The sequence below is a fragment of the Merdimmobilis hominis genome (assembly GCF_900104615.1).
Classification (GTDB): domain Bacteria; phylum Bacillota; class Clostridia; order Oscillospirales; family Ruminococcaceae; genus Merdimmobilis; species Merdimmobilis hominis.
In genome coordinates this window covers 2,033,473-2,058,413 of record NZ_LT629939.1, presented here as the reverse complement: position 1 = coordinate 2,058,413, position 24,941 = coordinate 2,033,473, and the positions used below count along the sequence as shown (strand labels likewise).

Here is a 24,941-nt window from a genome sequence, read left to right as displayed (position 1 = left end):
CCCAATTCTCACGTTTTATGGGAGGCATCCATGAGTTATATTGAAATCCAAGGGGTAAACAAAACCTTTGAAGACGGCAGGCAGATTCTCAAAGGGATCAACCTGTCCATTGAAAAAGGAGAATTCATCACCTTGCTGGGGGCATCCGGCTGTGGCAAAACTACCCTGCTGCGGAGCATCGCTGGATTGGTGGGCATCGATTCTGGCAGCATCCGGATCGACGGAGAGGACATCACTCATGTAAGCCCCCGCCAACGCAACTTGGCCATGGTCTTCCAGCAGTACAGCCTCTTCCCTTCCATGAATGTATACGACAATATTGCGTATGGGCTTCGCATTCAAAAGATGCCTCGGAACGAGATTGACCAAAAGGTGAAAGAGGCCCTAGCCCTCATCGAGATGGAGGGCAGTGAGGCAAAATACCCCTCTCAGCTCTCCGGTGGGGAACAGCAAAGGGTCAGCCTAGCACGTGGGATTGTGACAAACCCCAAGGTCCTGTTGCTAGACGAGCCCTTCAGCGCCATCGATGCCAAGTTGCGCAAAGCACTGCAAATCCGCATCAAAAACATTCACACATCCCTGGGGATCACTACTATATTCGTCACCCACGACCAGGAAGAAGCCATGCGGATGTCCGACCGGATCTATCTGATGAACGCAGGGCGCGTTGAACAGAGCGGCTCCCCCATGGAGCTCTACCTTTCCCCAAAGACCCACTACGCGGCCAGCTTCATCGGCCATTACAATATCATCCCGGGGGAACTTTGGGCTCTCCTTGGCTTTACTCAGGATCCCAGTGGCAGTTATGCCGTGCGCCCAGAGAGCATCTGCCTTTCCGATACCCCTCCTTCCCAAGGACAATTCACCCTGGAAGGCGTGGTCAAGCAGGTGATCTATCAAGGCAACGTCATCCGTTACACAGTGACGGCAGGTCAGCTGCAGTTGGATGTGGACCAACTTTATGAGGGGCAACATCAGTTTTATAGAGGCGATACTGTTTATCTTATGCTAGACAACAAAGATGTCATCCATTACGAAGCATAACTCTTGCTACTCCATTTCTCCCTGGGGCATACACACATATAAACGCCGGTCTTTCAACCATTTTTACAGGTGATCACCTCCAGATATCCGCTTTTTGTTTGCTGGAAATCCGTTTTGGGGAGTCATATAAAAAGAATCCACATAAACTGTGTTTATGTGGATTCTTTTTATACTATCGAACACAGGACAATTTTTCATTTCTTCTATATCCCTATTTAGACATATTAAAAAACTCCGAATAATTCCGAAAAGAATATTTCCGCCTTTCACTTTTCACAATTGCAAAATCAAAAATTCAAATTCTCAACCATTTCAAAAATATATAATAAAAAATATGTTCAAATTTTGTGAAAAACAGAGGAAAAATAGAAAAAGTCAATTGAATTTTCGGTTCAATTCAAAAAAACAATTTGATTTCTGGTGGCATTCGACGTAAGCTGATAAAAGTCAAACAATTAAAAAGGAGAGGACATTTTGGATTTCGAATTTATCGTCAAAATCATCCCACAGCTGATTGCTGCAACAAAGCATACAATCAGCCTGGCAATCCTATCATTGGTCATTTCTCTGACCTTAGCAATTATAATTTCATCCATTATCTACTATAACGTAAAAATAATTACGCCTATTCTTAAAGTGTATGTTTCCTTTTTCCGCGGCACCCCAGCTCTCTGCCAATTGTATTTGATTTATTTTGGGCTTGGCAACATGGGGATTCCCTTCTTTGCCAAAATGACCGGCTATACTGCCGTGGTAATTGCCCTGTCTTTGAATATGTCCGCCTATATGGCGGAAAACCTGCGGGGCGCCCTCTCATCTGTAGAAAAGGGCCAAAGTGAAGCAGGCATTTCCATTGGCATGAGCAGCTTGCAAATTTTCTCCTTGGTTGTCTTCCCACAGGCCTTCCGGGTTGCCGTACCTTCTCTGAGCAATAGTTTTGTGGACCTGGTAAAAGGCAGTTCGATGGCGTTTACCATCGGTGTGGCGGAGCTGATGGCTTCCGCCAATATGGCCGGTATTGCAACTTACAACTTCTTTGAAGCTTTTTTTGTGGCCGCCATCATCTACTGGATCATCACCATCTGCATCAATTTCCTGCAAAAGATGCTGGAAAAACGACTGAATCGGGCGTACTAAAACCGCTTGGGGAGAAAATATCATGATTAAAATTACCAATCTGCATAAAAAGTTCGATCAGCTGGAGGTCCTTCGTGGGATCGACCTTGAGATTCAAAAGGGGGAGGTAGTCGCAGTCATCGGACCCTCCGGCACTGGGAAGTCCACTCTGCTGCGCTGTATCAACTATCTGGAACAGCCCGAGCAAGGGACCATCGCCATCGGGGAGGTTTCGGTGGATGCCCAATCCTCTACCCCTAAGGAGATCAAAGCTCTGCGCCATCAATCCGCTATGGTGTTCCAAAGCTACAACCTATTTAAAAATATGACTGTCCTGGATAACGTCCTCCAACCGCTGGTGACCGTCCAAAAGATGCCCAGGGGCAAGGCCCTGGAAGAAGCCCGCGGCTATTTAAAACAGGTGAGCTTACTGGACAAAGAAAACGAGTATCCCTCCCGCCTCTCTGGTGGCCAACAGCAGCGGGTTGGTATTGCCAGGGCTATGGCTGTAAAGCCCCAGATCATACTCTTTGATGAGCCCACCGCAGCCTTGGACCCCAGCCTGGTGGGAGAAGTTCTGGAGGTTATCCGCGACCTGGCCAAAAAGCACACCACCATGCTGATTGTCACCCATGAGATGCGCTTCGCCCGGGAAGCGGCAGACAAGGTGGTCTTTATGGCCGATGGCCAAATTGTGGAGCAAGGCCCTCCCGAGCAGATCTTCGGCAACCCTCAAAATGAGAGAACAAAGAACTTCCTCCAATTATCCCAGCGGTAAGAGAAGGAAATTTTTTGTCAATAAAAGTGAAGTAAAAGCGAGGAATAACAGATGAAAAAAACAAAAAAAATTCTGGCACTTCTCCTGACCGCGGCGCTGGTCGGCAGCGCATTTATGGGCTGCTCCAATGGAAATGAACCGGAGGCGTCGGAAGACCCCTCCAATCCTACCACCATCAAAGTAGGCTCCTCTTTCACCTACTATCCCTTCGACTATATGGAAGGCGACCAAAAGGTCGGCTTTGAGGTAGACGTCTGGAAAGAGATTGGTGAGCGCAGCGGTTTGGAGGTTATCCATGTACAGGCTGCCTACTCCGGCCTTTTCGGCATGGTGGATAAGGGCGACATCGACACTATTGCGAACCAAGTTTCCAAAAACCCTGAACGGGAAAAGAACTACAACTTCTCCGTCCCCTACTGCTACAACCCTCTAAAGATTGTTGTCCCCAAAGGAAATCCGGAAAATATTCAGAGTCTGGACGACCTCATCGGCAAAAAGGTGACCTGCGGCGTTGGCGGCAATGAAACCGACATGCTCAAGGAGATGTATCCCAACGGGGAAATCGAGCTTATCCCCGTGGAAACCGGCAACCTTCTCCAGGTAACAACAGGCAAGACCTCCGCTTGCATTCAGGGTGCTGCCGCTTCCTCTGTCGAAATCAAAGACAACGATCTTCCTCTTGAAATCGTCGGCGACGCCATTTACCTGGAGGAAGATGCCTATCTGTTTGCCAAAACCGAACGCGGCGATGCCCTGCGCGCCAAGGTGGATGCCGCCCTGACTGAAATGCACGAAGATGGCACCTTGACTGAGCTCTCCAACAAGTGGTTTGGCTACGATATCTCAAAAAAATAAATCCATATGTTGTTTCCCCCGGCCCTCCACCAAGGAGGGCCGGGGGATTTGTTGTTGTCCGCTTAACTGCATCAATGACGGCGGTCTAATCCAGCCTGCTTGTCCAAGGTATTTTGGGGGCACAAGAGGGGAGCCGGCTATTGTAGCCGGCTCCCCTCTTTATAAATATGCAAAACGGTGCATTTTCCACCCTAAAAAAAGGCGGACGCTGCTGTCCAGCACCGGCATGTTGTCGATGAGAACCCCACGCAGACAGTGTACTCATAATGAGGCAAGGCCACATACAAGTTAGCGGTTCCCGCTGGCATTGTTGTCTCCCCTTCGCAGTTGATCCCAGCTCCCCTGTTTGGCGGTTCCCCAACTCTTGGAAAGCACTTCTCCCCAGGTGACATAGACGTAGGCAATCTCCAAGATCAGGTTTGCTGGAATGGTCTCATAGGCGGTGGCATACAGCGGGGCCAGGTCAGCAATCCGGCTCTCTCCCCTGTACCGCACCTTGACGGTGTAGCCATCCAGGTAGATCTCCACGGTTACCCCCATATATGCTTCGATGATCTCTTTCAGGGTTATCAGGTTGATGGGCGGTTTGGTCCGCAGCTTGGCGAGCACCGCCTCCCGGCGGGCCTTCAAGCTGCTGTTGAGAGGGGAGGAGACCCCCAGCAGTTTTTCCCATCGGGCGATGCCCTCCTCATCCGCGGCCTGAGGGAACCGATTGTACACTAGCCGGCGCAACTCCCCTTTGATGTTGTCAATCTCCGGGTTGACCGCCTGGGCAATGGCTGCCACCTCTTCGATCTGGTCCCACATCTTGGGCAAAAAGGACGCGTAATCCGACTGAGAATCCCACCACAGCATTACACCACCTCCGAAACGGTGATCGTGCCAGTTTTGGCCACCTGATAGCTGTCAAAAGTTTTGGAGAGGGCGAGGTTTGCACTCCCACCCCCCAAGGTGACAGTTCCCACATCCAGGATGCTCTCATGGCTGGTAAGGATGGCCGATACCAACCGGGCATAAAAGACAGTGGGGGCTTCAAACCCAATGGAGGAGATGTAATCTCGGATGGCCTCCTCCACATAGGGTTTCACCAGATCCAGGTTGGCGCCGCTTTTGAGGGAAAGCTGGGCGTCCACTGGAATTTCCAGACTGGTACAGGACTTCACGGTGACGGTGTGGCCAATGGGTGCGATCCCCGATCCATCCACCCCCATGAGGGTTTGGACTTTGTCCACCAGTTCGGTTGTAGCTGGCTCCTTCTGCTCGTCGGCGATGACGATGCCCACCTGGCCGGCTCCCAAAGAAGGAGCTCCAAAGACAGCGGCGGCCCCCACCCCCTCAATCGTCAACGTCTTTTCCCGGTAGTCGGCGATGTTGCCGCCATAGGGGGTCTCCCGCACCGATTGGGCAAACCTCGCCCGGAACTCCTCATCGGTCTCGGCGTCCCGGGCAGGGATTAAGACTTCTCCCAGTTCCGCCCGGCCCAGGCCGGAGATGTTGTCGATGGGCAGCAAGTCCCCGGATAGGAGGTTGGCAGCTGACCCCGCCGTCTGGGCCACCGCCTGGTACACCCCGAAGGAGATCTCCTTTTCAATCTGAAAGATCATCCCCCCCAAGCCGAGGCGGGCCCCCACCGGCACTGCCATAGGCTCACCGGCAGAATCGGTACAATCCACCTTGCGCACGCTGTAGGTGGCCGTCTCCCGATCCAGCCCAAAGGCGGAACAGGAGAGGTCCAAAAAATCCCCGGTGGCTGTATCGGGGAATACTAGGCTCACCGCCCAGCTCAAAATGTAATGGCACTGGGCAATGGCCCAAGCCACCGGCGCCAGCAGGGTATACAAAACACTGCCCTCCCGTTTGTCGTACCGGCTGGGCAGCCGGGCAAGCATCCTTTGTAAAATTACGTTATACTCCAAGCTCCATTCTCCTTTCCATGGTAAAGCTGCCTTCGGCGGAAACCACGGTAAATTGGCAGATCACTTCATCCCCGGAAAATTCCAAAGAGAAGTCCTCCACCCCCTCAATCCGGTCGTCTTGGGTGAGGGCCTCGGCAATGAGCCTCTCCAGTTCCCCCCGGATCAAGTCCCGGTGCTTCCCCCGCAGGGTATCCACCTCGCTCCCGTATTCCCCGGAGAAGATGACATGCCGGAATCGCGGGGTTTCCAGCGCTAGCTTTGCCGCCTGCTGTACCGCCGCCAGGCCGTCTACCTCCCCAAAAATCCGGCCACGTTCAAAGTCGAGGCCAAGGGTCAAACTCGGTTCCATTCCATCACACCTTTCCCAAAATGATACAGGTTTGCCCATGGCGCAATACGGCAACCTTATCCCCTACCTTCGGCATATACTCCAGCGGGTGTTTGACCGCCACACAGGCCCGGGCCCCGCTTTGACCCTCTAGTTTTACTTCGACGGGGCCAGTCATCACCCCGATTTGGATAGCCGGTTGGTCGCTGTTATCCAGCACCCCGGCCGCAATCTCTTTCACCAGTTCTACAATGCTCATTGAGCACCTCCTACCAGCTCCACTTCCATGGTGTGATCCCCATGGCGGATGGTGTGCCGCACCCGATCCACCACCATCCAGCCGTCCAGGGAGAGATCCGGCAGCACTACACGCACCCCCCGTCCTCCCCGGACCCGCAGATCGCCCAGGCAGGAGAGGGACAACGTCTTTCCAACTCGGTTCTTCTCCTGCAGCAGCGATTTGCCCAGCTGGTCGGCCTGGGCCTGATTCTCCCCACCATCCAATTTTTCCAGGTGCTGCAAAACGCCCCAGTTCTTCATGGAGGCATTGTCCTCATAGAGGAGCGCCCCGTTGCCCGGCTGCACCAGCTTGATCCGGTTGGCGGCATTTTCCAGGCTCTCCTCCTGGCTGTAGCCGGTGATCAAACTGCCCTCCCCCAAGATGATCGGCTGCCGCAAATCCTGGAGCAGAGCGAGGCGGATGGCTCCAAAATCGTCGTAGAGGCAGTATTCCGCCCCGGTGAGCCGTTTCAATTCCTGGATGGAATCATACAGCACGTCCAGCCAAACTTTGTTGTCAAAGGTCTTGTCCGGCAGCGGGAACCCGGTGGAGGCGCACTCCCCCAGCCGGAGGCCCAGCGCCATGCACCCTTGTGCCAGTAAGGCTTCCAAAGTCATCCCTTTGCGGAAGATGACATCCTGGGCTTTCAGGTACCGCAGCTGGTCGTAGGCGGTGAGCCGCACCGTTCCCGCCCCCTCCCTCCGGATGGAGAACACCCGCCCGCTGAAGGCCTGCTGGCCGTCCTGTTCAAAGGTGATCAGATCCCCAGGGGAGAATCCCCCTCCCAGCACCGTCACTTCCAGTCGGGCCGCGCCGCTCCGATAGGTGGATTCCCAGGTGATACCAGTGGCGGCATCGGTCAAATCGAACACTTTTCCGGAGGATTCTATGTACAGTTTCAACAAACTCCCCCCTACATCTGGTTGCCAAAGTCATAATCATCCGGCAGATTCAGCTTTTGGATTCTGTCCTTCACATCATTGGCAATGCCCACCCATTGGCGCATCTTTTCTCGGTCGGCGGCCAGGTCAATGGCGGAGTCATGTACCTCAGTGGGTACAATCTGAATCGGCACAAACGCCGGGGCAATCGCCGGGTTGATCACCTTTCCCATGGCAAAGGCGAGGACAGTTTTTGCCCCAGTTTCCACCGCCTTCTTCTGGGAGGGGGTGAGCTTATCCTGCAACGTCTCCCCGGGGGAGAGGGTCACCGTCTTGGGTTCCGGCACCGTTCCGGGCCGGGGCAGACTGGGGATATCGGTGGTTTTCACCCCAAATTCCCGGTATTCTTTCAGCCGGATCGAGACTTCATAGTCTCCGTCCTCGCCCCCTTGTTCGGTGGTGTCCATCTGTTCCAAGGTCACCCGCATGGTCAGCTTATCGCCGCCCACCGCCACAAACCGGAAGGGCTTTTTCTCCTCCTGGAGCGCCCGCAGTTTGGCAATCAGCTTCCCTGGGCTCTGGAAGGCGGATTCCTCCACATAACTGTACACCTGGCCGGGGAACTCGGTGGTGAAGGAGACCGTCCGCAGCTCCCGGCTGTCCGGGGTCTGCACCCGCCCCTGGCCCAGCACGTCGTATTCCCTGGATTTCATCCCGTGCTGCACCGTCAATTTGTCGGTGCCCACCGGCAGATGGATGCCGTCTAAAAACAGGCTGTATCCCATTAGTAAGCCACCCCCAGTCTAGCGCCGTCCAGTTCCGCCCGCATCCGGCGGTACAGCTCTCGGATGCAGTAATCGGCGGTTTCCTCCCGGTCTACAGCAAAGGAGTTGTTCATGGTGATTTGGTAGACGGTGTCGCCCTGCGGTTGCAATGAACTCCATGGCTGTTGAACCTCCAACATGGCGCTTCTGTCAGTAAACGATGCGTCAGTGCCCAACTCCCTTGAGGTGGCGTTCATTTTCTCCATTGCTAGGCTGGAGATGCTCTCAATTTTTCTACTGGCTGTAGGAAGAGATTCCTTAATGCTGTTGGATACCTTTGGCGTAATGGCTTCTGTGACATTCTTTTTCATGCCCCAGAAAGAAAAATCAAAATTTTTGCCTGTTGCCCATTTCATGACGGCGTCAACAAGCTTTTTTCCCAAAAAAAGAATTGCCCCAAGCCCCAACAACGGCATCAAATATGGTATAATGGCAGTAAAGGCGGCGGATAACGCCCCCATTATGCTTCCACCAAAACCCGACAGCGCCGCCTTGACCGCGGAAATCCAACCGGGCAAGGTGCCGGAGCTGATCCCCTCTTTGACCGAAGGCAGCAGCGTAAACCCTTCCACCATTTGTTTAAAGCTTTCTGGGTTTCCGCTCACCCGCCCAGCTTCCGGTCCAAAAATTTCCCTGAGAAATGGCATCGCTATTTTTTTTATTTCCTTCCAGTTGTTTTTGACTCCTGCAATCGCACCGAGCCATCCTATAGCGTCTTTGGCCAATGAAATAAGATCAATGCTATCCTCTCTTTTTTCTGCCTTGTTTTCGACTCCGTATTGGTTGATGAAACCAAGTGTATTGTTCCGGATGCCTTTAACATCATCAGCAATCCCGTCCAGCTCCACCGCCATCAGGGTTATGGGAGTCAATAGGTCTGGGCTCTTTAGGTAATCCAAAAAACCGGTTTCCATGGTATCTTCCCAGTGGGTAATCGCCCCTAGAAATCTATCCATATTTTCCTCCTTTCTTCGTTGAAAGTTCTGTACTTGTATACTATCATTGAATTAATAGAAACAAAAGGAGATTTATTTATGATCCGTGTTGCACATATCTATTTACCTCATTTGAGTGATGATAAAAATGCTAAATATCTTGAAGATTACATAAACAAACATGGAATCACAAAAAATGATATAGTACAATTCATTGCTAATGATTCTGTCAGCACAATCTTTTTGGTGTATGAAGATAACAAACCGTATATCCCCGAAACCGAATCCACAGAATCTGAATCATCATCTCCCCAATAACGGAAAAGGGCGGGTTACCCCGCCCTAGTTCCGTTTCGCCAGGGCCCGTTTCTCCTCCTCCAAATAAATGGCGCAGGAGGCAATGGTCAGCGCCCGTTCCTCGCGGCTCATGGCGGCGAATTCCCCAAACCGGATATGCAGTTTCTGCAGGGCATAATGGGCAAAACCGAATTCATTGCCCTCTTTTATGCCCTGCCGGATGCGTTTTTTGCTTCATCCAGCAGGTCACCGGGGCTTTCCAGCAGGCCGTTGACTTGGCATGCCGCCTGGTAAGCCGCGGCGAATTCACCCATTACCGGCAAAAGGGCTTTCATGGTTTTCACCTCATCGCCCTGGGTGCCCAAGGCTTCCTGCAAAGCGGCGTCAGAGAGGTCGGGGTAAACGATAGAGGCCGCTACCAACCCCTCTTTATAGCCCTGGAGGTCGAAGTGTTCGCCTTTGCTGTCCCGCCGCATGCAGCGCCGGTTGATGGCCTCATTTTCCTTGTGGGAGATGGGGCGGAATTCCCACAGGATGGGGTTGCCCGCCTCATCCAAATACCGCTGGGATACTGGTGTTTGAATCGGTTCCAAGGGAATGGGATTTAGAAACGCTTGAATGCTGTTCATTGCACATCCTCCTAATACATAAATTTGGCAGTTGTTTTTTCCGGGCCACCCGCGCCCCGCCGGAGATTGCAGAAAAAAATCCGGTTCACCCCCGCGAGGGCATCCGCGCCAGCGGAAAGATGGATTACCCTGTGCTTTCCAAGTTCACTCCCTCCAGCAGAGGGGGATTTTTAAGGGGGGCCGGACTTCAGCTGTGCCGCGTGCTGTGCGGCCCCCCTTAAACACGCTTTTGGGTCCAGGGCCTTTTTCGTGTAAAAAGGCGCCTGGCCGGGGGTGCGGGGGCTGGAAGCCCTAGCGAATTGGGGTTATAAGGCCCCCGCCTTAAAAGCCCTATCGAACCTCTGGTTCCACAAACCGGCTGAGGATTTCAAAATCCCCGGCGGTGAAGTCGGTGTCAAAGGTGGCGGCGTCATCGGTGGAGTCGTCGATGTGGACGAGTGCCGCCTTGGAGAGAACCACATCTTTCAAGAGGATTTCACTGCGGCCCACCGTGGACTGGGGGTCCTCCATCACCGTCTGGATGGTGATGGGCTCCAAAACGCCGGTCTCCTTGTAGGATTTGGCGTAATCGATAAAGTCGCTGGTCATCAGGTAGGCGGTCAAACTGCCGGTGATCTTCATGCCGGTGGGCTTGGTCTGTTCCACCCGGTTGCCCAGCATCTGTTTGGTTTTGGTTTTGATTTCCACGTTGGCGCTGAGCTTGGAGAGTTCAAACAACCGGCGGTTCTTGCCGTTTTTGGTGATATATGCACGGCCCTCCTGGGCGTTGACCGTATCGGTCAGACGAGTGTATTCCATTATCGCACCTCCGCAGTCAGATAGAATTTATCGCCGGTGTCCACCGGGCTGATGGCGTAGTTGACCACAATGGCGTCGCTGTCGGCGCCCTTGAGCACCTCCACGTCGCTGGCCGCTTCAAAGTTCTCAATGCTGCCCTGGTCCTGTAAGGTGGAGAAGTACTCCGCCAAGCGGCCCTTGACCCGGGAGCGGCCCTCTTCGCTGTTGGCCACCTTTCCCAGGAATTCCTTTTTCAGTATGTCGGCCACATCCCGGGCGCTGGTGTCAATCACCCGCAGGATCTTGTTTTTTCGAAGGGATTTGGGCTTCTCGCTGTTGTAGGTGGTCAGGGTGTTGATGTCATAGACCAGCCGCACCCCGTCTGCGTCCACATCAAAGACGCACTGGCCGTCCAGCACTGCGGTCTCCTGCATCAAGCGGGTGTACCGGGGCCTCACATCCTTCATGCCGGATACCACCTTATAGGTGTTGCTCTCGGTCATCTTGGCCCCTGCGGCGGCTCCGGCCAGCCAGCAAGCAGCCATGCGGGCGGGGATTTCCACCCCGTCTTCATCTACAAAACCCTGCCGCAGGGAGAGAACCCCCTCGTGGTCGGCTTTCTCATCCACCACCACACACTGGATGAACTGTTCGTTCTGCCGGCGGGTCTTCACCCAGGGGATCAGCTTGGCTTTTACCCCAGTGTCCTCCCCGCAGTAGACGATGACGTCGAAGTCGCAGAGCTCATAGGCGGCGAGAGCGGCCTCATAGTCTGCGGCCTCCGGGTTCCCACCATCGGTGCCGCCGGTGAGGGTCACGCTGGCCTCTCCCAAACTGCCGGAGCCCTCCAAGGTGATCCAGCCGTTCTCTTGAAAGTCCCCAGCGGAAGCAACCATCTGGGCATCCACCGCTTTGCCCGCCAGGTAGGTAGTGATTTCAAACAGTTCGCCGTCCGCTTTGACCGCCACCGACAGGTCGTTGCCCCGGCTGCCGCCCCATTTGGCTTTGGCGGTTAGGCCGCTTACCAGCTGGGCGCTGGCCTGTACCCCCTCATTGAGGCGGTAGACAAAGGCTTTGGTGGCATTCTGGAAGAGCAGCTTCAGGGGCAGCATGGCGCTGTCCTCCATGGCGTAGCCCATCTTGGCGGTGAGGGTCACATCCTCCACCTCCAACACCTTTTTGGGCTCGCCCCAGGGGAACACCCCAAACACTGCCACCCGGCCCCGCTGGCCAGGGGTGAAGGCGTGAAGGCCCGAAGCGGTGAAGTTGGCATACACCCCGGGCAAAATCTTGTTTTGGCTGATAAAGCTCATCGAATCGCTCCTTTCGTTGTCTCACGCTGCATAGTCTGTGCTTCTTCTGCCACAGGGGCCTCCCGATATCGGACTTCAAATCCCACCGTGGCTTGGTCTTTTCCCACTGTGGCAATCATCCCTTGGGGGATCACCAATCCCGAAGCGGTCTCCAGCCGGTCCAATTCCCGCAGCAGGTTCATGGCAACTGTCAGGCTGTCGGCAGATTCCATTCCGGCCAGGAAGGCCACCTGGAATTTGGCGAGGAATTCCCGCGCCCCCATCCGTTTGCGTCCAGCCTGTATAGACGGGCAGTCCACAAAGAAACAGGGCGGGCTCTCCCCGGCTTGGACCGGCCCGCGATGCCGGGGCACATCCTGGTACAGCGCCTCCAACCTCTGGTCGATCCCATCTAAGATCTCTGGTACGATAGTTGTTCCCCCCTTTTCCACTCCAGCTTTCCGCCGGAGCACACTCTTATGAAACACCCAATCAACCGTCTTATTCGTCCTGTTATAAGCCCTATATCAAGGAGGAAGTATTATGCTCATGCCCTTTGCCCACATCAGTGACACCCATCTGGATTGCCCTGGCAGCAGCGACTTCATCAAAAGGCTCCACCGGGAGGTTCGGGATCCCTTGGAGAATCTCACCTGCTGCCTTCAGGAACTCGCCGCCCGTAAAGTGGCCTTTGTCCTCCACACCGGGGATATGGTTCACGAGGGCGACGCTGGAGATTACGCCATCCTGCGCCGCCTGTTTGATAAATACCTCCCCGGTGTGCCGGTGATTGCCGCTATGGGCAACCACGACCACCGCGCCGCCTTCCGGGAGGGATTCTTGGGGATCCCTTCCCCCGGCGATGAAGATTTTACCCAGGAAGTAGTGCTGGATGGCCTTCGCATCCTGGTCCTGGACTCCGCCAAATCAGGGCTCATCGGTTCGGTAAGCGATGCCCAAGTGGACTGGCTGGAAGAACGGCTTGCCTCCCCTGCACCTCGGGGCACCTTTTTGATGATGCACCACCCCACTGTTTGCGAACATCCTGCTATGGCCTTGGAAGTTTCACCCGAATTCTCCTCCCTGGTGGAGAATTCGGATATTCACGCCATCTTTACCGGCCACACCCATTCCAACTACAACGGTTTTTTTGCCGGGAAGCCTCTTTACACTGCCGATTCCCTCGCCTTTGGGATGCTATATATCCAATCGGAGGTCATCTACACCTCCCGCAGCTCCTACAACCTCTGCTGGCTGGATGAACAGGGCCGGGTCACCACTCACAACCAGCTGCTCTATCCGGAGGTGCAGGTCCTCCAGCGAAAATCCATTGCCCAAATGATACAGGGCCTCCCCCGTTAGATGTTACCTAGTCCCTCAAAAGGGCTACAAACGGTCTGCATTCCTTATATTCCCGCCGCACACCACGTGTAAAATCCAGAAAAAACCACCCCAGTGGCAATGCCACTGGGGTGGTTTTCTTCAACATACGCTTTAAATGGTTATTTTAGCCGGCCCAGGTTGAGGATCACCGCCACGATCATCTCAGTGCGGGTGAAAAGGCTCTCCACCACCGCATACTCCCGGTCGGTGTGGTTCCACTGGCCCTGTACCCCAAAGGAGCAGATGCTGGGGGTTCCCGCCATGGTCAGGTAGGAGGCGTCGGAACCGCCGCCCAAAGTGGTGTACCCCACTTCTCCAAATCCGTTTTCCAGCGCCACATCGTGAACCATGTTGTAGAAGTTCATCCCCGCGTCGGTCACTTCAAACACCGGCATAGTGACCCGCAGTTCCAACTGGGTAGAAGTGCCCTCCACATGGGTTTGGGCACAGATCTCCTTCGCCGCCTCCATGACGCGGTTCATCTCCGCCATCTTCTCGAACCGCATGTCGATCTTCATCTCACAGCGGCCGGGGATGGCGTTTTGCACCGTGCCGCCCTGGATGACGCTGCATGTGACAGTACTGCCTTTGTCAAGATCGGTCAGCTTCTGCAAATCAATGATTTTATAGGCCATCTCCTCGATGGCGTTGCGGCCGCTGGGGAAGTCATTGCCCGCGTGGGATTCCACGCCGGTGACCACACAGTGGCCGAACACCGCCGCCTTTCTTCCCACACAAAGGCGGCCGTCCACCAAACCGGTCTCCATATTAAAGGCGCAGATGCCGCCCTCCCCCTCCTTCAGGTAGAGGTCCGACCCGCTGGAGTTCCGGTGGCCAATCTCCTCATCCGAGACATAAATCACCTTGATGGGGTGTTCGTTGAACCCGATGCTCTCCAACGCTTTGATCACATATAGGGAGATGACGATGCCGCCCTTCATGTCCAAAGCGCCGGGACCGTAAGCTTTGCCGTCCTCGATACGGAAAGGGTTCGCCCCAAAGGTGCCTTTGGCAAACACTGTGTCAAAGTGCCCGGAGAAGATCACCGGCTTGCCGGGGCGGTCCGCTCCAATGGTCCCCACCAGGTATTTTCCAGCATTGGGCCCGACATCCGCCAGGCGGCAGTCCATGCCGGTCTTCTCAAACTCTTCTTTCAGGCGCTGGGCAACCTTGTCCAAGTTCTCCACTTCAGGGGCGTTGCCCTCCAGGTTGACCAGGTCCCGCCACAGGGCGATCATTTCATCCCGATGGCTCTGCACATATGCTTTTATGGCTTCCAGTCGTTTGTCCATGGTATTTTTCTCTCTTTCTCTCAAACTGCGGGTTTCCATTCTTTGGGATGCTTGATCTAATCATAATCTGCCCTTGGGTAGGCTGTCAACCGCTTTGCCCATTCCCGCAGATACTCCCGCTAAAAATCTACAAATATTCCATAGTAGAATCTTGTTTTTTATTAAATTCCCTAAGATGTGTGGCATTTTCGTATTTTTTCTGAATTTTTTTCGAATTTCTTCTTGTCAGTTGCCAGAATAATGCTATACTGGTCATAGATTAAGAACGCATAAAGGAATACCCCAATTTTACCCCAAAATCATCAATTTCCATTAAAACCCTGTAAAGATCCATCTATAATTTTATTGCAGAAAGGGATCCGAACCATGAACATCGTCATTGTGGGGGACGGCAAAGTCGGTGCCGCCTTAACCCAGCAGCTTTCCAAAGAAGGACATGACATCACCGTGATCGACAACAACGCCGAAGTGCTCACCAATTCCATGGAACTCTATGACATCATGGCCGTCCAAGGGAACGGTGCCAGTCTGACGGTGCAGAAGGAAGCCAACGTGGGCTCCAGCGATCTGGTCATCGCCGCCACCAGCGCCGATGAGATCAACCTTCTGTGCTGCATTCTTGCCAAAAAATTAGGCGCCCCGCACACCATCGCCCGGGTCCGCAACCCGGAGTATGCGGAGCAGTTGATCTTTTTGAAAGAAGAGCTGGGCCTTTCCATGACTATCAACCCGGAGCGCACCTCCGCCCGTGAGATTTTCCGCATCCTCCAGTTCCCAACCTTTATCAAGCGGGACTCCTTTGCCGGTGGCAAAGTGGAGATTGTGGAACTGCGCATCTCGGACAAAAGCAAGCTCCATGGCAAACCCCTGAGCGAGCTATATGAGACTGTCAAAGTCCAGGTTCTGGTCTGCGCTGTGGAACGGGGCGGGGAGGTCACCATCCCCACCGGCGCTTTTGTCCTACAGGCCGGTGATAAAATCTATGTCACTGCCGCCACCAACCTGCTGGCGGACCTGATCAAAAACTTGGGGATCATCCCTCAAAAAACCAAGAGCGTCATCATCGTAGGCGGCAGCCGCATTGCCATTTATTTGGCTATCATGTTGCTCCACGCGGGGATCCGGGTAAAAATTGTAGAGCGGGACCGGGCCACCTGCCTCAAATTGGCGGACCTTCTCCCCAAAGCCCAGATCATCTGCGGGGACGGCAGCCAGCAGACCCTTCTTCACTCCGAGGGGCTGGAGGAGGTCGACGCCATCGTCACCCTGACCAACATCGATGAGGAGAATTTGATCATCTCCATGTACGCCCACCACCTGGGAGTTCCCAAGGCCATCACCAAGGTCAACCGGTTAGAGTATGTGGGGGTCTTTAAAGACATGGGGATTGACAGCGTCATCAGCCCCAAGTCCCTCACCGCCAACGAGATTGTCCGGTATGTGCGGGCCATGGAGAACACCACTGGTTCTTCCGCCCTCACCCTGCACCGCATCGCCAATGACCAGGTAGAGGCATTGGAGTTCCTTGTCACCGGATGCACCCGCCACCTGGGGGAGTCCCTGGCAGAGATCTCCCTGAAGAAAGGGATTTTGGTGGCCTGCATCAGCCGCCCCGGCAAACTGATCATCCCCAAGGGCAGCGACCATTTCCAAAAGGGCGACCACATCATCGTAGTCACCACCGCGGACCGGGTCATCGGCGACATCAACGACATTTTTGAGGACTAGCGGGGGATAAAAGGATGAATTATCGAATGATCGCATATGTCCTCAGCCGCTTGCTGGGCATTGAATGCCTGTTTATGCTGCCAGCGGCCGCCATCTCCTATTTTCAAGGAGAGGGTTCCTCGGTCAGCGCCTTCATTGCCGCCATCTGCATCATGTTGATGGCCGCCGGGCTTTTAGCCCTTTTCAAACCCCGCAAAAAGGCAATCTATGCCCGGGAAGGTTTTGTGGTAGTCGCCCTCGCCTGGATTCTCATGTCCCTGTTCGGTTGCCTGCCCTTCTATATCAGCGGGTATATCCCTCACTTTGTGGACGCATTCTTTGAAATCGTCTCCGGCTTCACTACCACTGGGTCCACCATCCTGACCGATGTGGAGATCCTCCCCATGGGCCTCCTCTACTGGCGCAGCTTCACCCACTGGGTGGGCGGCATGGGGGTTCTAGTCTTCCTGCTGGCCATCGTTCCCATGGCAAAGGGGGAGGGCTCCACCATCCACATCTTAAAGGCGGAAAGCCCCGGCCCCGTGGTGGGCAAGCTGGTTCCCCGGATGCACCAGTCGGCTAAAATCCTCTACAGCATCTATATCGTCATGACCATTGTGGAAATTATCCTTCTCCTCTTAGGGGGAATGCCGTTGTTTGACAGTGTGCTACACTCCTTTGGCACCGCGGGCACTGGAGGTTTTGGCATCAAAAACGCCTCCCTTGCCGCTTATGACAGCTACTACCTCCAATCGGTGATCACCGTGTTTATGGCTTTATTTGGGGTCAACTTCAACATCTTCTATTTCCTGCTGATCAAAGAGTATTCCCAGGCCCTGCACAATGAGGAACTGCGGCTGTACTTCGGCATCATGTTCGCCTCCATCGCCGCCATCACCTGGAATATCCTGCCCACCTATGGCGGCAGCTTCCGGGACGCCCTGCACCATGCGGCCTTCCAGGTCTCCTCCGTGATGACCACCACTGGCTATGCCACTGCTAACTTTGACCTGTGGCCGGAGTTCTCCCGGCTGATCCTCCTGCTTTTGATGTTCATTGGGGCGTCGGCGGGCTCCACTGGAGGAGGCATCAAAGTGGCCCGGCTCCTGATATTGATCAAATCCGCCGCCCGGGACATCCGTTCCCTCCTCTCCCCCCGCACCGTCAAAGTGGCCAAAATGGACGGCAAGGTGCTGGATGACCAGGTCATCCGCAGTGTGGATGTCTACATGATCTGCTATTTCCTGATTTTCGGGTTTTCCATGTTGTTCATCTCAGTGGACAATTTTTCCATGACCACCACCATCAGCGCCGTGGCCTCCTGCCTCAATAACATCGGCCCGGGGCTGGATATTGTCGGCCCGGTAGGCAACTTCTCCCAGTTTTCCGATTTCAGCAAGTTGGTGCTCACCGCCGATATGCTCATCGGCCGGCTGGAGATCTTCCCCATTTTGTTTCTGTTCGCCCCCTCGGTGTGGCGCCAGAAACAAAAAACAGCGGAGATCGCCGGCAGCTACCGGGAAGCCACCAGCAACATCGACCTGTAACCACACCAAAAACTCCCCTTGGAAGACAGTTTCCAAGGGGAGTTTTTTCTTTGTCTGTATGGCCCAATATAGAAGGTATCACCTGTGATCCCGTGGCCCTTTTCCGCGTTTTACCCAGGAGAGATGATCTCCCCTTCTTACCCCCGCAGGGTAGCCTTGAGCCGGTGGGGTTTCAGCAATAGGTCCAGGCCGTCCTCAATGGACGGCACCAGGATATCCGCCACAGCCAACGTTTTGGCAGAGCACCCCTCTTTGCCCAGAACTGCCACGGAGATTCCCGCTCCTTCCAGCATCTCCCGGTCGTTGTTCCCGTTGCCGATGGCCATGGTGGACTCCCGGCCCAGCCGCTCCACCAGGCGGAGCTTCTCCTTGGCTACCGCTCCACCGCCGTATACCAGCACCTCCAATGGGAGCCCGGCGCACTGGGCCTTGACAGTGCCGTTGGTGTCGGCGGTGATTACAAACACCTGGATCCCCTGGGCTGCTATTCTTTCAATCCTCTCCGCCGCGCCGGGCAAGAGTTCCCCATCCAGCGCAATGGTTCCGTTGTAATCCAGCACCAGGTTTTCAATGGCCGCCTCTCCCCAGCCGGGGATTTCCAGCTCCAGCATCCCATCCATCCTTTCTTCGCCTCACAAGGCAGATAAAAGGGGCCGGTCTTTCCCCGGCCCCTTTCAGAAGCAGTGTTTTTATTCGGTCATCAAGGTGACGACAATCCGCACCGTCTGGGCAAACTCCGCCAAGTTCAGCTTCTCTTTGGAGCTGTGGACGTCGGTCATGCCGCAGGCCAGTCCACAGGCCATATAGCCATGTCCCGCCATGATATTGGAATCTCCGCCGCCTCCGCCGATGATCTGTTTGGGGGTGATCCCCTCTTTCACGTAGGCGGCATAGCACTGTTTGTACACAAAGGATTCCGGGTCCAGCTTCTTGGTGGGGTAGTCGTAGCTGACCTGGACATCCACCTGGGCGCCGAATGCAGCGGCGGCCTCCTCACAGGATTTGCGGACCTTCTCAATCTCCGCCTCCAGGGTTTCGGCGCTGTGGGAGCGGATTTCCGCAGTAAAGAAAGCGCTGTCCGAGACCACATTGGTCTGTCCGCCGCCTTCCACCCGGCCCACATTGGAGGTGGTCTCCGGGTCGATCCGACCGAAGTGCACCCCGGCGATGGCTTTGGCCATGGCGCAGCAAGCGTTGACGCCTTTTTCCGGCTCGATGCCCGCATGGGCCTTTTTGCCGGTGAAGGTGGCAACTATCCCCACCTTAGCGGGGTTCTTCATGGTCATGACACCAGGGGAGCCGGCAGAATCGATGACGTAGATATTTTTCGTGGGCAGTTTGGAGAAATCAAAGTTTTTAATGCCCATCATGTTCAGCTCTTCACAAATGGTAAAGAGGAAGTACATCTCCCGGTGGGGGATGTTGTTTTCCTTGACGTAGTCGTAAGCCTCCATAATGGTGGCGATGCCAGCTTTGTCGTCAGCGGCCAAAATGGTGTCCCCACTGGAGACCAGGTAGCCGTCTTTGACCACCGGCTTGATGCCGCGGCCGGGTTCCACCGTATCCTGGTGGGCATTGAAGCAGATCGCCTCCCCTTCCATAGTGCCGGGGATGTGGACCAAGATGTTGCTGCCGTTGCCGCCGAATTTTTCACCGGCCTGGTCCCGGTAGACCTCCAGCCCCTTATTTTTAAAGTAGGTTTCCAAAAAATCCGACATGGGCTTCTCTTCATAGGATACGCTGTCGATGGCGATCATCTCCAGCAGCCTATCCAAAAGGCGTTTTTCATTGACCTGCATAAAAGCTCCTTTCCTCCGGCGGTGGCGCCGGCTGCGCGCTTGCAAGATTTTCCTTTTCTCCAGTATACCAGCCCCAGCGCGGCATTGCAACGGACCGCCCCTGCAAAATCACTAGGAGGAATTTTGTGCAATTCCCCACGGATTTTCCAAACAAGAACAACCGTCTCCTCTGGAAGTACTGCCCGGTAGTTCCCATCCTGCCGCTTCCGGCAAAAAAATGGAGAAATCTTGTCCTCAAAAGGAAAATAAGCCAAAATCAGCGGTGATTTATCAAAAACTTCGGTGAATTTAGATAATTTTTTTCTCTAGTAAAAAAAGGGGTATCTTTTTTCACCCGATCGTGATAGAATGAAAAAAATGAAATTTAATAGATTCAAAATTTCAAATTTTATTCCTCTTTTTCTTTTTTTCACTTATTTTTCCTGCATTTTGATTTTTTGAGGTGATTTTCATGCAAAAACAAATCAAAAAAGTTCTTGTGGCCAACCGGGGTGAAATCGCCATCCGGGTGTTCCGCGCCTGTTATGACCTGGGCCTCTCCACCGTGGCCATCTACTCCAAAGAGGATAAATACAACCTGTTCCGCACCAAAGCGGATGAATCCTACTTAATCGGAGAGACCAAAAGCCCCCTGGGCGCCTACCTAGCCATCGATGAGATCATCCGATTGGCCAAGCGCAAGGGGGTGGACGCCATCCACCCCGGCTACGGTTTCCTGTCGGAGAACGCTGACTTCGCCCGCGCCTGTGAAGAGGCCGGCCTCATCTTCATCGGTCCACCCTCCTCGGTGCTGGCCGGCATGGGCGACAAATTGAGCGCCAAAGATATCGCCCTTCGCTGCGGCGTCCCCACTATCCCTGGCACTACCGAACCCCTGGCCTCTCTGGAGGATGCCCTACAGAAGGCCTCCGAGTACGGCTATCCTGTGATCTTGAAGGCTTCTGCCGGCGGTGGCGGCCGGGGCATGCGGCGGGCAAACACCCCCCAGGAGCTGGCCGACGCCTTCCAGCTGGTGAAAAACGAGTCCCGCAAAGCCTTCGGCAGCGAGGACATCTTCCTGGAAAAATACCTGGAAAATCCCAAACACATCGAAGTGCAGATCCTCGCCGACCAATACGGCAACATCGTCCACTTGTATGAGCGGGACTGTTCAGTCCAGCGCCGCTACCAGAAGGTGGTGGAGTTCACCCCCGCCTTCACCCTGCCCGAGGAGCTGCGGCGGGAAATCCACTCTGATGCGGTAAAGATCGCCCGGGAGGCCGGTTATGTCAACGCCGGCACAGTGGAATTCCTGGTGGCTGCCGACGGCCGTCACTACTTTATTGAGATGAACCCCCGCATCCAGGTGGAGCACACCGTCACCGAGATGGTCACCGGCATCGATATCGTCAAGGCCCAGATCAACATTGCTCAGGGCCTGCCCCTCTCCCACCCATCCATCGGCATCCCCAGCCAGGAGGCGGTGAGCCAGCGAGGTTACGCCATCCAGTGCCGGATCACCACCGAGGACCCCCGCAACAATTTCGCCCCGGACACCGGCAAGATCACCACTTACCGTTCCGGCGGAGGCTTCGGCGTCCGTCTGGATGCGGGCAACGCCTTCACTGGGGCAGAGATCACCCCTTACTACGACAGCCTCCTGGTCAAGATCACCACCTTCGACAACACCTTTGAAGGCACCGCCCGCAAGATGCTCCGGGCCATTGCGGAAATCCGCATCCGGGGCGTCAAAACCAACATGTCCTTCCTCAACAACATCCTAACCCACCCGGTGTTCTTGTCCGGCCGGTGCCACACCAAGTTCATCGACGACACCCCTGAGCTGTTCGCCACCACCGAGTCCAAGGACCGGGCCACCAAGGTGCTCAAATACCTGGGCAACATCATCATCCAAAACCCGGAGGCCCCGGAACGCACCTATGAAGCCCCACGGGTGCCGGATTTCACCGACGTCCCCCGCCCTACCGGCCTGAAACAGTACCTGGACCAGCACGGCCCCGAGGGCCTCAAGGATTGGATCCTCAGCCAGAAGAAGCTGCTGATCACCGACACCACCTTGCGGGACGCCCACCAGTCTCTGCTGGCCACCCGGGTCCGCTCCCGGGATCTGATTACCATCGCAGACGCCACCAGCCACATTTTAAACGGCGCCTTCTCTTTGGAGATGTGGGGCGGCGCCACCTTCGACGTGGCCTACCGGTTCCTCCACGAATCCCCCTGGGAACGGCTGGATGAGCTGCGGCGCCGCATCCCCAACATCCCTTTCCAGATGCTGATTCGGGGCGCAAACGCCGTGGGCTACACCAACTACCCGGACAACGTCATCAAGGAATTCATCCGGGAGGCGGCAAGAAGCGGCATTGACATCTTCCGGGTGTTCGACGCCCTCAACTGGATTCCCGGCATGGAGCTGACCCTGGAAGAAGTAGCCGCCGCAGGCAAAGTGGCCGAGGCTTCCATCTGCTACACCGGTGACATCCTCGACCCCAAAGAGGATAAATACCCCCTCCAATACTATGTAAACCTGGCCAAGGAGCTGGAGAAGCGGGGCGCCCACATCCTGTGTATCAAAGACATGGGCGGTCTCCTCAAGCCCTACGCCGCCAAGAAGCTGGTCAAAACCTTAAAGGAGGAGGTGGGCCTGCCCATCCACCTGCACACCCACGACACCAGCGGCAACCAGATCGCCGCCCTATTGCTGGCCGCCGAGGCCGGGGTGGACATTGTGGACACCGCCATTTCCTCCCTCTCCTCCCTGACCAGCCAGCCGTCGATGAACTCCCTGGTATACGCCCTGCAAAATGGCGAGCGGGACACCGGCTTCGACCCGGCAGAACTGCAAAAACTATCCAACTACTGGGCTGATGTCCGCAAATTCTACCAGGAATTTGAAGCGGATATCCACACCCCGGAGACGGAGATTTACCGCTACGAAATCCCCGGCGGCCAGTACACCAACTTAAAACCTCAGGTGGAGAGCCTGGGCCTGGGCCACCGGTTCGATGAGGTCAAGGAGATGTTCCGCACTGCCAACCTCCTGCTGGGCAACCTGATCAAGGTGACCCCCTCCTCCAAAATGGTGGGTGACCTGGCCATCTTTATGGTGCAGAACGGCCTGACCCCGGAGAACATCCTGGAGCGGGGCAGGGATTTGACCTTCCCCGATTCGGTCATCGGCTACTTTAAAGGGATGATCGGCCAGCCCCAAGGCGGCTTCCCCAAGGAGCTCCAGAAGGTGGTCCTCAAAGGGGAGGAACCCATCACCTGCCGCCCCGGCGAACTCCTTCCTCCCGCGGATTTTGAAGCCATCCGTGCCAAGCTGGAGGAGTTCTACCCGAACCCCACCAACCGGGATATCATTGGTTACTGCCTGTATCCCAAAGTGATGGAGGACTTCCTGCGCTACCGGGAGACCTACGGCGACATCAGCCGGATGACCACCCCCGCCTTCTTCGGCGGACTGACCCGGGGCGAAACCACCGAGCTGGCCATTGAGGACGGCAAGACCCTGATCATCAAATACATCGGGCCTGGCGAACTCAACGCCGACGGCACCCGGTTCCTCCAATTCGAGCTCAACGGCGCCCGCCGGGATATCGCCGTGGAGGACAAAACCGCTCCCGCCGCCCAGGAACATGTCCGCTTGGCCGACCTCTCTGACCAATCCCAAGTGGGGTCCAGCATCCCCGGTGCGGTGAGCAAGGTCCTGGTCAAACCTGGCGACAAAGTCGAGGAAAACCAAGTCCTCGCCATCATCGAGGCCATGAAGATGGAGACCAGTGTCTGTGCCCGGATGGGCGGCACCGTCAAGGAAATCCTGGTCAAAGAAGGCCAGTCGGTCAAAGCCGGCGAACTGCTCATCACCATCCAGTAACCCAGCCCTCCCCGCTATGGGCGCAGGACTTACCCAAAAAGAGGAATCCCAAGTGGGATTCCTCTTTTTTTATGGGGCGCGCCGCCTCTGATTCTCTTTTGCTTCCAAACAGCTGGATGGGGTTACTCCTCATTCTCAAACCGGTACAGCAGATACTGCTGTAGGAATATCGAAAGGCCAAATGCCAGCCCCAGCACTGCAATGAGGAGCGCCAGCATGTCATAGGCTTCCAGCCGGAGCACCGACATGGACAAAATTGCCGCTGCCAAAATAAGTGTCAAGGCAAATTTGTTGGCGATGGCCATGGCGCGGTAGGCGTTTGCCTGGAAGCGTTCGTCCATCAGGGTGTGGGACATTTTTCCCTCATAATAAAAGCCAAAAAACCCGAAAAAAGCAAAGAAAAAGAAGAAGGTCGGCGTGGGCAAAATTTCAGTAATATGGTAGATTTTGGGGAGGAACCCTGCAACCCCCACGAATCCAAGTATGCCCAATATGCCCAGCTTGGGGGAAATCGTCCTGGTGTATTGGCTCTTCTGTTTTGTCATTGTATCAGCTCCATTCTCATAAGCGCCCTACGAGAGGGCCGTTCCCGCAGTACCTCTTAGGATTCAAACACAAAAATCTCTTCAATGGGGGCGCCCACCGCCCGGCTGATGTCCACTGCCAGCTTGAGGGAGGGGTTGTATTTTGCCACCTCCAGCCGGACGATGGTCTCCCGCCGGACCCCAACCCGCTGGGCCAGCTCTTCCTGGGTGAGGCCCGCCAGCTGCCGGTATTTCTTTAAATTGCTCTCGAAGTCAGGCATGTCGGCTCCCTCCTAGCGGGTCTCGTAGTAGTAGAGGGCGCCGGAGTAGGCCAGCAGCGTCCCCGCCCAGCCCAAGGCGCTGGCAATCACCATAAACTCCCTTGTGCCAAAGGGGAATCCGCCGGAGAACCCGATGATAAACAGCGCCAGCAGAGGAATGAAAAAGGCCACATTCCGCGCTTTGGCGGCGTTCTCCCAGTAGCGCTCGTCCGGGGTTTCCCTAGTCACCTTGGCCACTGGGAAGTACCCGAAAAAAGCCAGCCAGGAGAACCAGAATAGGTCAGAGAGTTCATGGGTGGTGAAATACCGGATTCCCAAAAACCCAAGAAATCCCAAAAATCCAAGCAGAAACTGTCTGCGGTGCCGATTGTTTGTCATAAGAACCGCTCCTTTCATTAGTGATTTATTTATCACTTTACGATACAAATATATCACTATCATTTTTTCTTGTCAAGGGCCTCCCCTCGTTTTTTGCTGGAAAAATCTGACCGGAGAAAATGTGTCGGTTTTTTGAATTTTCCCCCTCTCCCTTGATTGAACCAGCCCAGTGCGGTACAATACTTTCTATAGCGCCGGTTTCCT

At 55.0% G+C, this 24,941-nt stretch carries 26 protein-coding genes; 9 read left to right on the top strand and 17 right to left on the bottom strand.

Going from position 1 to position 24,941, the window contains the following annotated elements; all coding sequences use genetic code 11:
• Positions 1-30 precede the first annotated feature (30 nt).
• From BQ5353_RS09930 to BQ5353_RS09915, 4 genes are all read left to right on the top strand, one after another.
• Positions 31-1,044 (top strand): ABC transporter ATP-binding protein, encoded by a 1,014-nt coding sequence (locus BQ5353_RS09930; protein WP_054331566.1) that lies wholly within the window; start codon positions 31-33, stop codon positions 1,042-1,044.
• A 474-nt stretch (positions 1,045-1,518) separates the two neighbouring features.
• On the top strand, positions 1,519-2,181 hold the full coding sequence (locus BQ5353_RS09925; protein WP_207733423.1) for an amino acid ABC transporter permease: 663 nt from the start codon (positions 1,519-1,521) through the stop codon (positions 2,179-2,181).
• 22 nt (positions 2,182-2,203) lie between these two features.
• On the top strand, positions 2,204-2,938 hold the full coding sequence (locus BQ5353_RS09920; protein WP_071428083.1) for an amino acid ABC transporter ATP-binding protein: 735 nt from the start codon (positions 2,204-2,206) through the stop codon (positions 2,936-2,938).
• 51 nt (positions 2,939-2,989) lie between these two features.
• Positions 2,990-3,793: a transporter substrate-binding domain-containing protein gene (locus BQ5353_RS09915; RefSeq protein WP_071428081.1), complete on the top strand. Its 804-nt coding sequence runs from the start codon at positions 2,990-2,992 to the stop codon at positions 3,791-3,793.
• A 288-nt stretch (positions 3,794-4,081) separates the two neighbouring features.
• Here BQ5353_RS09915 and BQ5353_RS09910 read toward each other — a convergent pair whose 3' ends face one another.
• Genes BQ5353_RS09910 through BQ5353_RS09880 form a run of 7 tightly spaced genes read right to left on the bottom strand, consistent with a single transcriptional unit; the run spans position 4,082 to position 8,978 of the window.
• Positions 4,082-4,648 (bottom strand): putative phage tail protein, encoded by a 567-nt coding sequence (locus BQ5353_RS09910; protein ID WP_143117214.1) that lies wholly within the window; start codon positions 4,646-4,648, stop codon positions 4,082-4,084.
• A complete protein-coding gene (locus BQ5353_RS09905; RefSeq protein ID WP_233424514.1) occupies positions 4,648-5,709 on the bottom strand; it encodes a baseplate J/gp47 family protein in 1,062 nt (353 codons plus the stop codon). The genes BQ5353_RS09910 and BQ5353_RS09905 overlap by 1 nt, the downstream gene beginning before the upstream one ends.
• Positions 5,699-6,058 carry a DUF2634 domain-containing protein gene (locus BQ5353_RS09900; protein ID WP_233424513.1) on the bottom strand — a complete coding sequence of 120 codons (360 nt, stop codon included), beginning with the start codon at positions 6,056-6,058 and terminating at the stop codon, positions 5,699-5,701. The genes BQ5353_RS09905 and BQ5353_RS09900 overlap by 11 nt, the downstream gene beginning before the upstream one ends.
• Before the next feature lie 4 nt (positions 6,059-6,062).
• A complete protein-coding gene (locus BQ5353_RS09895; protein WP_054332566.1) occupies positions 6,063-6,296 on the bottom strand; it encodes a hypothetical protein in 234 nt (77 codons plus the stop codon).
• Positions 6,293-7,219, bottom strand: coding sequence for an XkdQ/YqbQ family protein (locus tag BQ5353_RS09890; protein WP_071428075.1), 927 nt, complete (start codon positions 7,217-7,219; stop codon positions 6,293-6,295). Before BQ5353_RS09890 ends, BQ5353_RS09895 begins: the two co-directional genes overlap by 4 nt.
• A gap of 11 nt (positions 7,220-7,230) precedes the next feature.
• On the bottom strand, positions 7,231-7,983 hold the full coding sequence (locus BQ5353_RS09885) for a phage baseplate protein (RefSeq protein WP_071428073.1): 753 nt from the start codon (positions 7,981-7,983) through the stop codon (positions 7,231-7,233).
• Positions 7,983-8,978 carry a hypothetical protein gene (locus tag BQ5353_RS09880; protein WP_071428071.1) on the bottom strand — a complete coding sequence of 332 codons (996 nt, stop codon included), beginning with the start codon at positions 8,976-8,978 and terminating at the stop codon, positions 7,983-7,985. Before BQ5353_RS09880 ends, BQ5353_RS09885 begins: the two co-directional genes overlap by 1 nt.
• A gap of 78 nt (positions 8,979-9,056) precedes the next feature.
• Here BQ5353_RS09880 and BQ5353_RS09875 point away from each other — a divergent pair, with 78 nt between their 5' ends.
• On the top strand, positions 9,057-9,275 hold the full coding sequence (locus BQ5353_RS09875; RefSeq protein WP_071428069.1) for a hypothetical protein: 219 nt from the start codon (positions 9,057-9,059) through the stop codon (positions 9,273-9,275).
• A gap of 185 nt (positions 9,276-9,460) precedes the next feature.
• On the opposite strand, the gene BQ5353_RS09870 is transcribed toward BQ5353_RS09875, so the two are convergent.
• The 4 genes from BQ5353_RS09870 to BQ5353_RS09850 form a co-directional block, all read right to left on the bottom strand.
• On the bottom strand, positions 9,461-9,883 hold the full coding sequence (locus BQ5353_RS09870; protein ID WP_071428067.1) for a phage tail assembly chaperone: 423 nt from the start codon (positions 9,881-9,883) through the stop codon (positions 9,461-9,463).
• Positions 9,884-10,213: 330 nt separating this feature from the next.
• Positions 10,214-10,681, bottom strand: coding sequence for a phage tail tube protein (locus BQ5353_RS09860; protein ID WP_054332571.1), 468 nt, complete (start codon positions 10,679-10,681; stop codon positions 10,214-10,216).
• The gene (locus BQ5353_RS09855) at positions 10,681-11,973 is read right to left on the bottom strand and encodes a phage tail sheath subtilisin-like domain-containing protein (RefSeq protein ID WP_071428063.1); all 1,293 of its coding nucleotides are present in this window, start codon (positions 11,971-11,973) and stop codon (positions 10,681-10,683) included. The genes BQ5353_RS09860 and BQ5353_RS09855 overlap by 1 nt, the downstream gene beginning before the upstream one ends.
• Positions 11,970-12,440, bottom strand: coding sequence for a phage tail terminator family protein (locus tag BQ5353_RS09850; protein WP_204211302.1), 471 nt, complete (start codon positions 12,438-12,440; stop codon positions 11,970-11,972). The genes BQ5353_RS09855 and BQ5353_RS09850 overlap by 4 nt, the downstream gene beginning before the upstream one ends.
• A 55-nt stretch (positions 12,441-12,495) precedes the next feature.
• Here BQ5353_RS09850 and BQ5353_RS09845 point away from each other — a divergent pair, with 55 nt between their 5' ends.
• Positions 12,496-13,314 (top strand): metallophosphoesterase family protein, encoded by an 819-nt coding sequence (locus BQ5353_RS09845; RefSeq protein WP_071428061.1) that lies wholly within the window; start codon positions 12,496-12,498, stop codon positions 13,312-13,314.
• A gap of 140 nt (positions 13,315-13,454) precedes the next feature.
• Here BQ5353_RS09845 and BQ5353_RS09840 read toward each other — a convergent pair whose 3' ends face one another.
• Positions 13,455-14,627, bottom strand: coding sequence for a M20 family metallopeptidase (locus BQ5353_RS09840; protein ID WP_071428059.1), 1,173 nt, complete (start codon positions 14,625-14,627; stop codon positions 13,455-13,457).
• Positions 14,628-14,993: 366 nt separating this feature from the next.
• Here BQ5353_RS09840 and trkA point away from each other — a divergent pair, with 366 nt between their 5' ends.
• Both trkA and BQ5353_RS09830 read left to right on the top strand, forming a co-directional pair.
• The gene (gene trkA / locus BQ5353_RS09835; protein WP_054332495.1) at positions 14,994-16,355 is read left to right on the top strand and encodes a Trk system potassium transporter TrkA; all 1,362 of its coding nucleotides are present in this window, start codon (positions 14,994-14,996) and stop codon (positions 16,353-16,355) included.
• A 26-nt stretch (positions 16,356-16,381) separates the two neighbouring features.
• Positions 16,382-17,881 carry a TrkH family potassium uptake protein gene (locus BQ5353_RS09830; protein ID WP_341484278.1) on the top strand — a complete coding sequence of 500 codons (1,500 nt, stop codon included), beginning with the start codon at positions 16,382-16,384 and terminating at the stop codon, positions 17,879-17,881.
• A gap of 137 nt (positions 17,882-18,018) precedes the next feature.
• Here the strand turns inward: BQ5353_RS09830 and BQ5353_RS09825 are convergent, their stop codons facing one another.
• Together BQ5353_RS09825 and BQ5353_RS09820 are read right to left on the bottom strand one after the other, a co-directional pair.
• Positions 18,019-18,501 (bottom strand): HAD family hydrolase, encoded by a 483-nt coding sequence (locus BQ5353_RS09825; RefSeq protein WP_233424512.1) that lies wholly within the window; start codon positions 18,499-18,501, stop codon positions 18,019-18,021.
• A 69-nt stretch (positions 18,502-18,570) separates the two neighbouring features.
• The gene (locus tag BQ5353_RS09820; protein WP_071428057.1) at positions 18,571-19,680 is read right to left on the bottom strand and encodes a M20/M25/M40 family metallo-hydrolase; all 1,110 of its coding nucleotides are present in this window, start codon (positions 19,678-19,680) and stop codon (positions 18,571-18,573) included.
• Between the two features lie 451 nt (positions 19,681-20,131).
• Between BQ5353_RS09820 and BQ5353_RS09815 the strand changes: the two genes are divergently transcribed.
• Positions 20,132-23,554: a pyruvate carboxylase gene (locus BQ5353_RS09815; protein WP_071428055.1), complete on the top strand. Its 3,423-nt coding sequence runs from the start codon at positions 20,132-20,134 to the stop codon at positions 23,552-23,554.
• 122 nt (positions 23,555-23,676) lie between these two features.
• Here the strand turns inward: BQ5353_RS09815 and BQ5353_RS09810 are convergent, their stop codons facing one another.
• From BQ5353_RS09810 to BQ5353_RS09800, 3 genes are read right to left on the bottom strand one after another with little or no spacing between them, the layout of a single operon-like run.
• A complete protein-coding gene (locus BQ5353_RS09810) occupies positions 23,677-24,099 on the bottom strand; it encodes a DUF3796 domain-containing protein (RefSeq protein WP_054332492.1) in 423 nt (140 codons plus the stop codon).
• A 56-nt stretch (positions 24,100-24,155) separates the two neighbouring features.
• Positions 24,156-24,359 (bottom strand): helix-turn-helix transcriptional regulator, encoded by a 204-nt coding sequence (locus BQ5353_RS09805; protein WP_054332491.1) that lies wholly within the window; start codon positions 24,357-24,359, stop codon positions 24,156-24,158.
• Between the two features lie 12 nt (positions 24,360-24,371).
• Positions 24,372-24,737, bottom strand: a complete 366-nt coding sequence (locus tag BQ5353_RS09800; protein ID WP_054332490.1) for a DUF2178 domain-containing protein — start codon at positions 24,735-24,737, stop codon at positions 24,372-24,374.
• Between the last annotated feature and the right edge of the window lie 204 nt (positions 24,738-24,941).

What these genes read in the sequence shown, in the direction of transcription:
- BQ5353_RS09860 (WP_054332571.1), bottom strand. Translation starts at nt 10,681, where the DNA reads ATGGAATACACTCGTCTGACCGATACGGTCAACGCCCAGGAGGGCCGT.
- BQ5353_RS09810 (WP_054332492.1), bottom strand. Translation starts at nt 24,099, where the DNA reads ATGACAAAACAGAAGAGCCAATACACCAGGACGATTTCCCCCAAGCTG.
- BQ5353_RS09840 (WP_071428059.1), bottom strand. Translation starts at nt 14,627, where the DNA reads ATGGACAAACGACTGGAAGCCATAAAAGCATATGTGCAGAGCCATCGG.
- BQ5353_RS09930 (WP_054331566.1), top strand. Translation starts at nt 31, where the DNA reads ATGAGTTATATTGAAATCCAAGGGGTAAACAAAACCTTTGAAGACGGC.
- BQ5353_RS09805 (WP_054332491.1), bottom strand. Translation starts at nt 24,359, where the DNA reads ATGCCTGACTTCGAGAGCAATTTAAAGAAATACCGGCAGCTGGCGGGC.
- BQ5353_RS09820 (WP_071428057.1), bottom strand. Translation starts at nt 19,680, where the DNA reads ATGCAGGTCAATGAAAAACGCCTTTTGGATAGGCTGCTGGAGATGATC.
- BQ5353_RS09895 (WP_054332566.1), bottom strand. Translation starts at nt 6,296, where the DNA reads ATGAGCATTGTAGAACTGGTGAAAGAGATTGCGGCCGGGGTGCTGGAT.
- BQ5353_RS09825 (WP_233424512.1), bottom strand. Translation starts at nt 18,501, where the DNA reads ATGGATGGGATGCTGGAGCTGGAAATCCCCGGCTGGGGAGAGGCGGCC.
- trkA (WP_054332495.1), top strand. Translation starts at nt 14,994, where the DNA reads ATGAACATCGTCATTGTGGGGGACGGCAAAGTCGGTGCCGCCTTAACC.
- BQ5353_RS09910 (WP_143117214.1), bottom strand. Translation starts at nt 4,648, where the DNA reads ATGCTGTGGTGGGATTCTCAGTCGGATTACGCGTCCTTTTTGCCCAAG.
- BQ5353_RS09870 (WP_071428067.1), bottom strand. Translation starts at nt 9,883, where the DNA reads ATGAACAGCATTCAAGCGTTTCTAAATCCCATTCCCTTGGAACCGATT.
- BQ5353_RS09845 (WP_071428061.1), top strand. Translation starts at nt 12,496, where the DNA reads ATGCTCATGCCCTTTGCCCACATCAGTGACACCCATCTGGATTGCCCT.
- BQ5353_RS09875 (WP_071428069.1), top strand. Translation starts at nt 9,057, where the DNA reads ATGATCCGTGTTGCACATATCTATTTACCTCATTTGAGTGATGATAAA.
- BQ5353_RS09800 (WP_054332490.1), bottom strand. Translation starts at nt 24,737, where the DNA reads ATGACAAACAATCGGCACCGCAGACAGTTTCTGCTTGGATTTTTGGGA.
- BQ5353_RS09880 (WP_071428071.1), bottom strand. Translation starts at nt 8,978, where the DNA reads ATGGATAGATTTCTAGGGGCGATTACCCACTGGGAAGATACCATGGAA.
- BQ5353_RS09915 (WP_071428081.1), top strand. Translation starts at nt 2,990, where the DNA reads ATGAAAAAAACAAAAAAAATTCTGGCACTTCTCCTGACCGCGGCGCTG.
- BQ5353_RS09900 (WP_233424513.1), bottom strand. Translation starts at nt 6,058, where the DNA reads ATGGAACCGAGTTTGACCCTTGGCCTCGACTTTGAACGTGGCCGGATT.
- BQ5353_RS09920 (WP_071428083.1), top strand. Translation starts at nt 2,204, where the DNA reads ATGATTAAAATTACCAATCTGCATAAAAAGTTCGATCAGCTGGAGGTC.
- BQ5353_RS09830 (WP_341484278.1), top strand. Translation starts at nt 16,382, where the DNA reads ATGATCGCATATGTCCTCAGCCGCTTGCTGGGCATTGAATGCCTGTTT.
- BQ5353_RS09885 (WP_071428073.1), bottom strand. Translation starts at nt 7,983, where the DNA reads ATGGGATACAGCCTGTTTTTAGACGGCATCCATCTGCCGGTGGGCACC.
- BQ5353_RS09855 (WP_071428063.1), bottom strand. Translation starts at nt 11,973, where the DNA reads ATGAGCTTTATCAGCCAAAACAAGATTTTGCCCGGGGTGTATGCCAAC.
- BQ5353_RS09815 (WP_071428055.1), top strand. Translation starts at nt 20,132, where the DNA reads ATGCAAAAACAAATCAAAAAAGTTCTTGTGGCCAACCGGGGTGAAATC.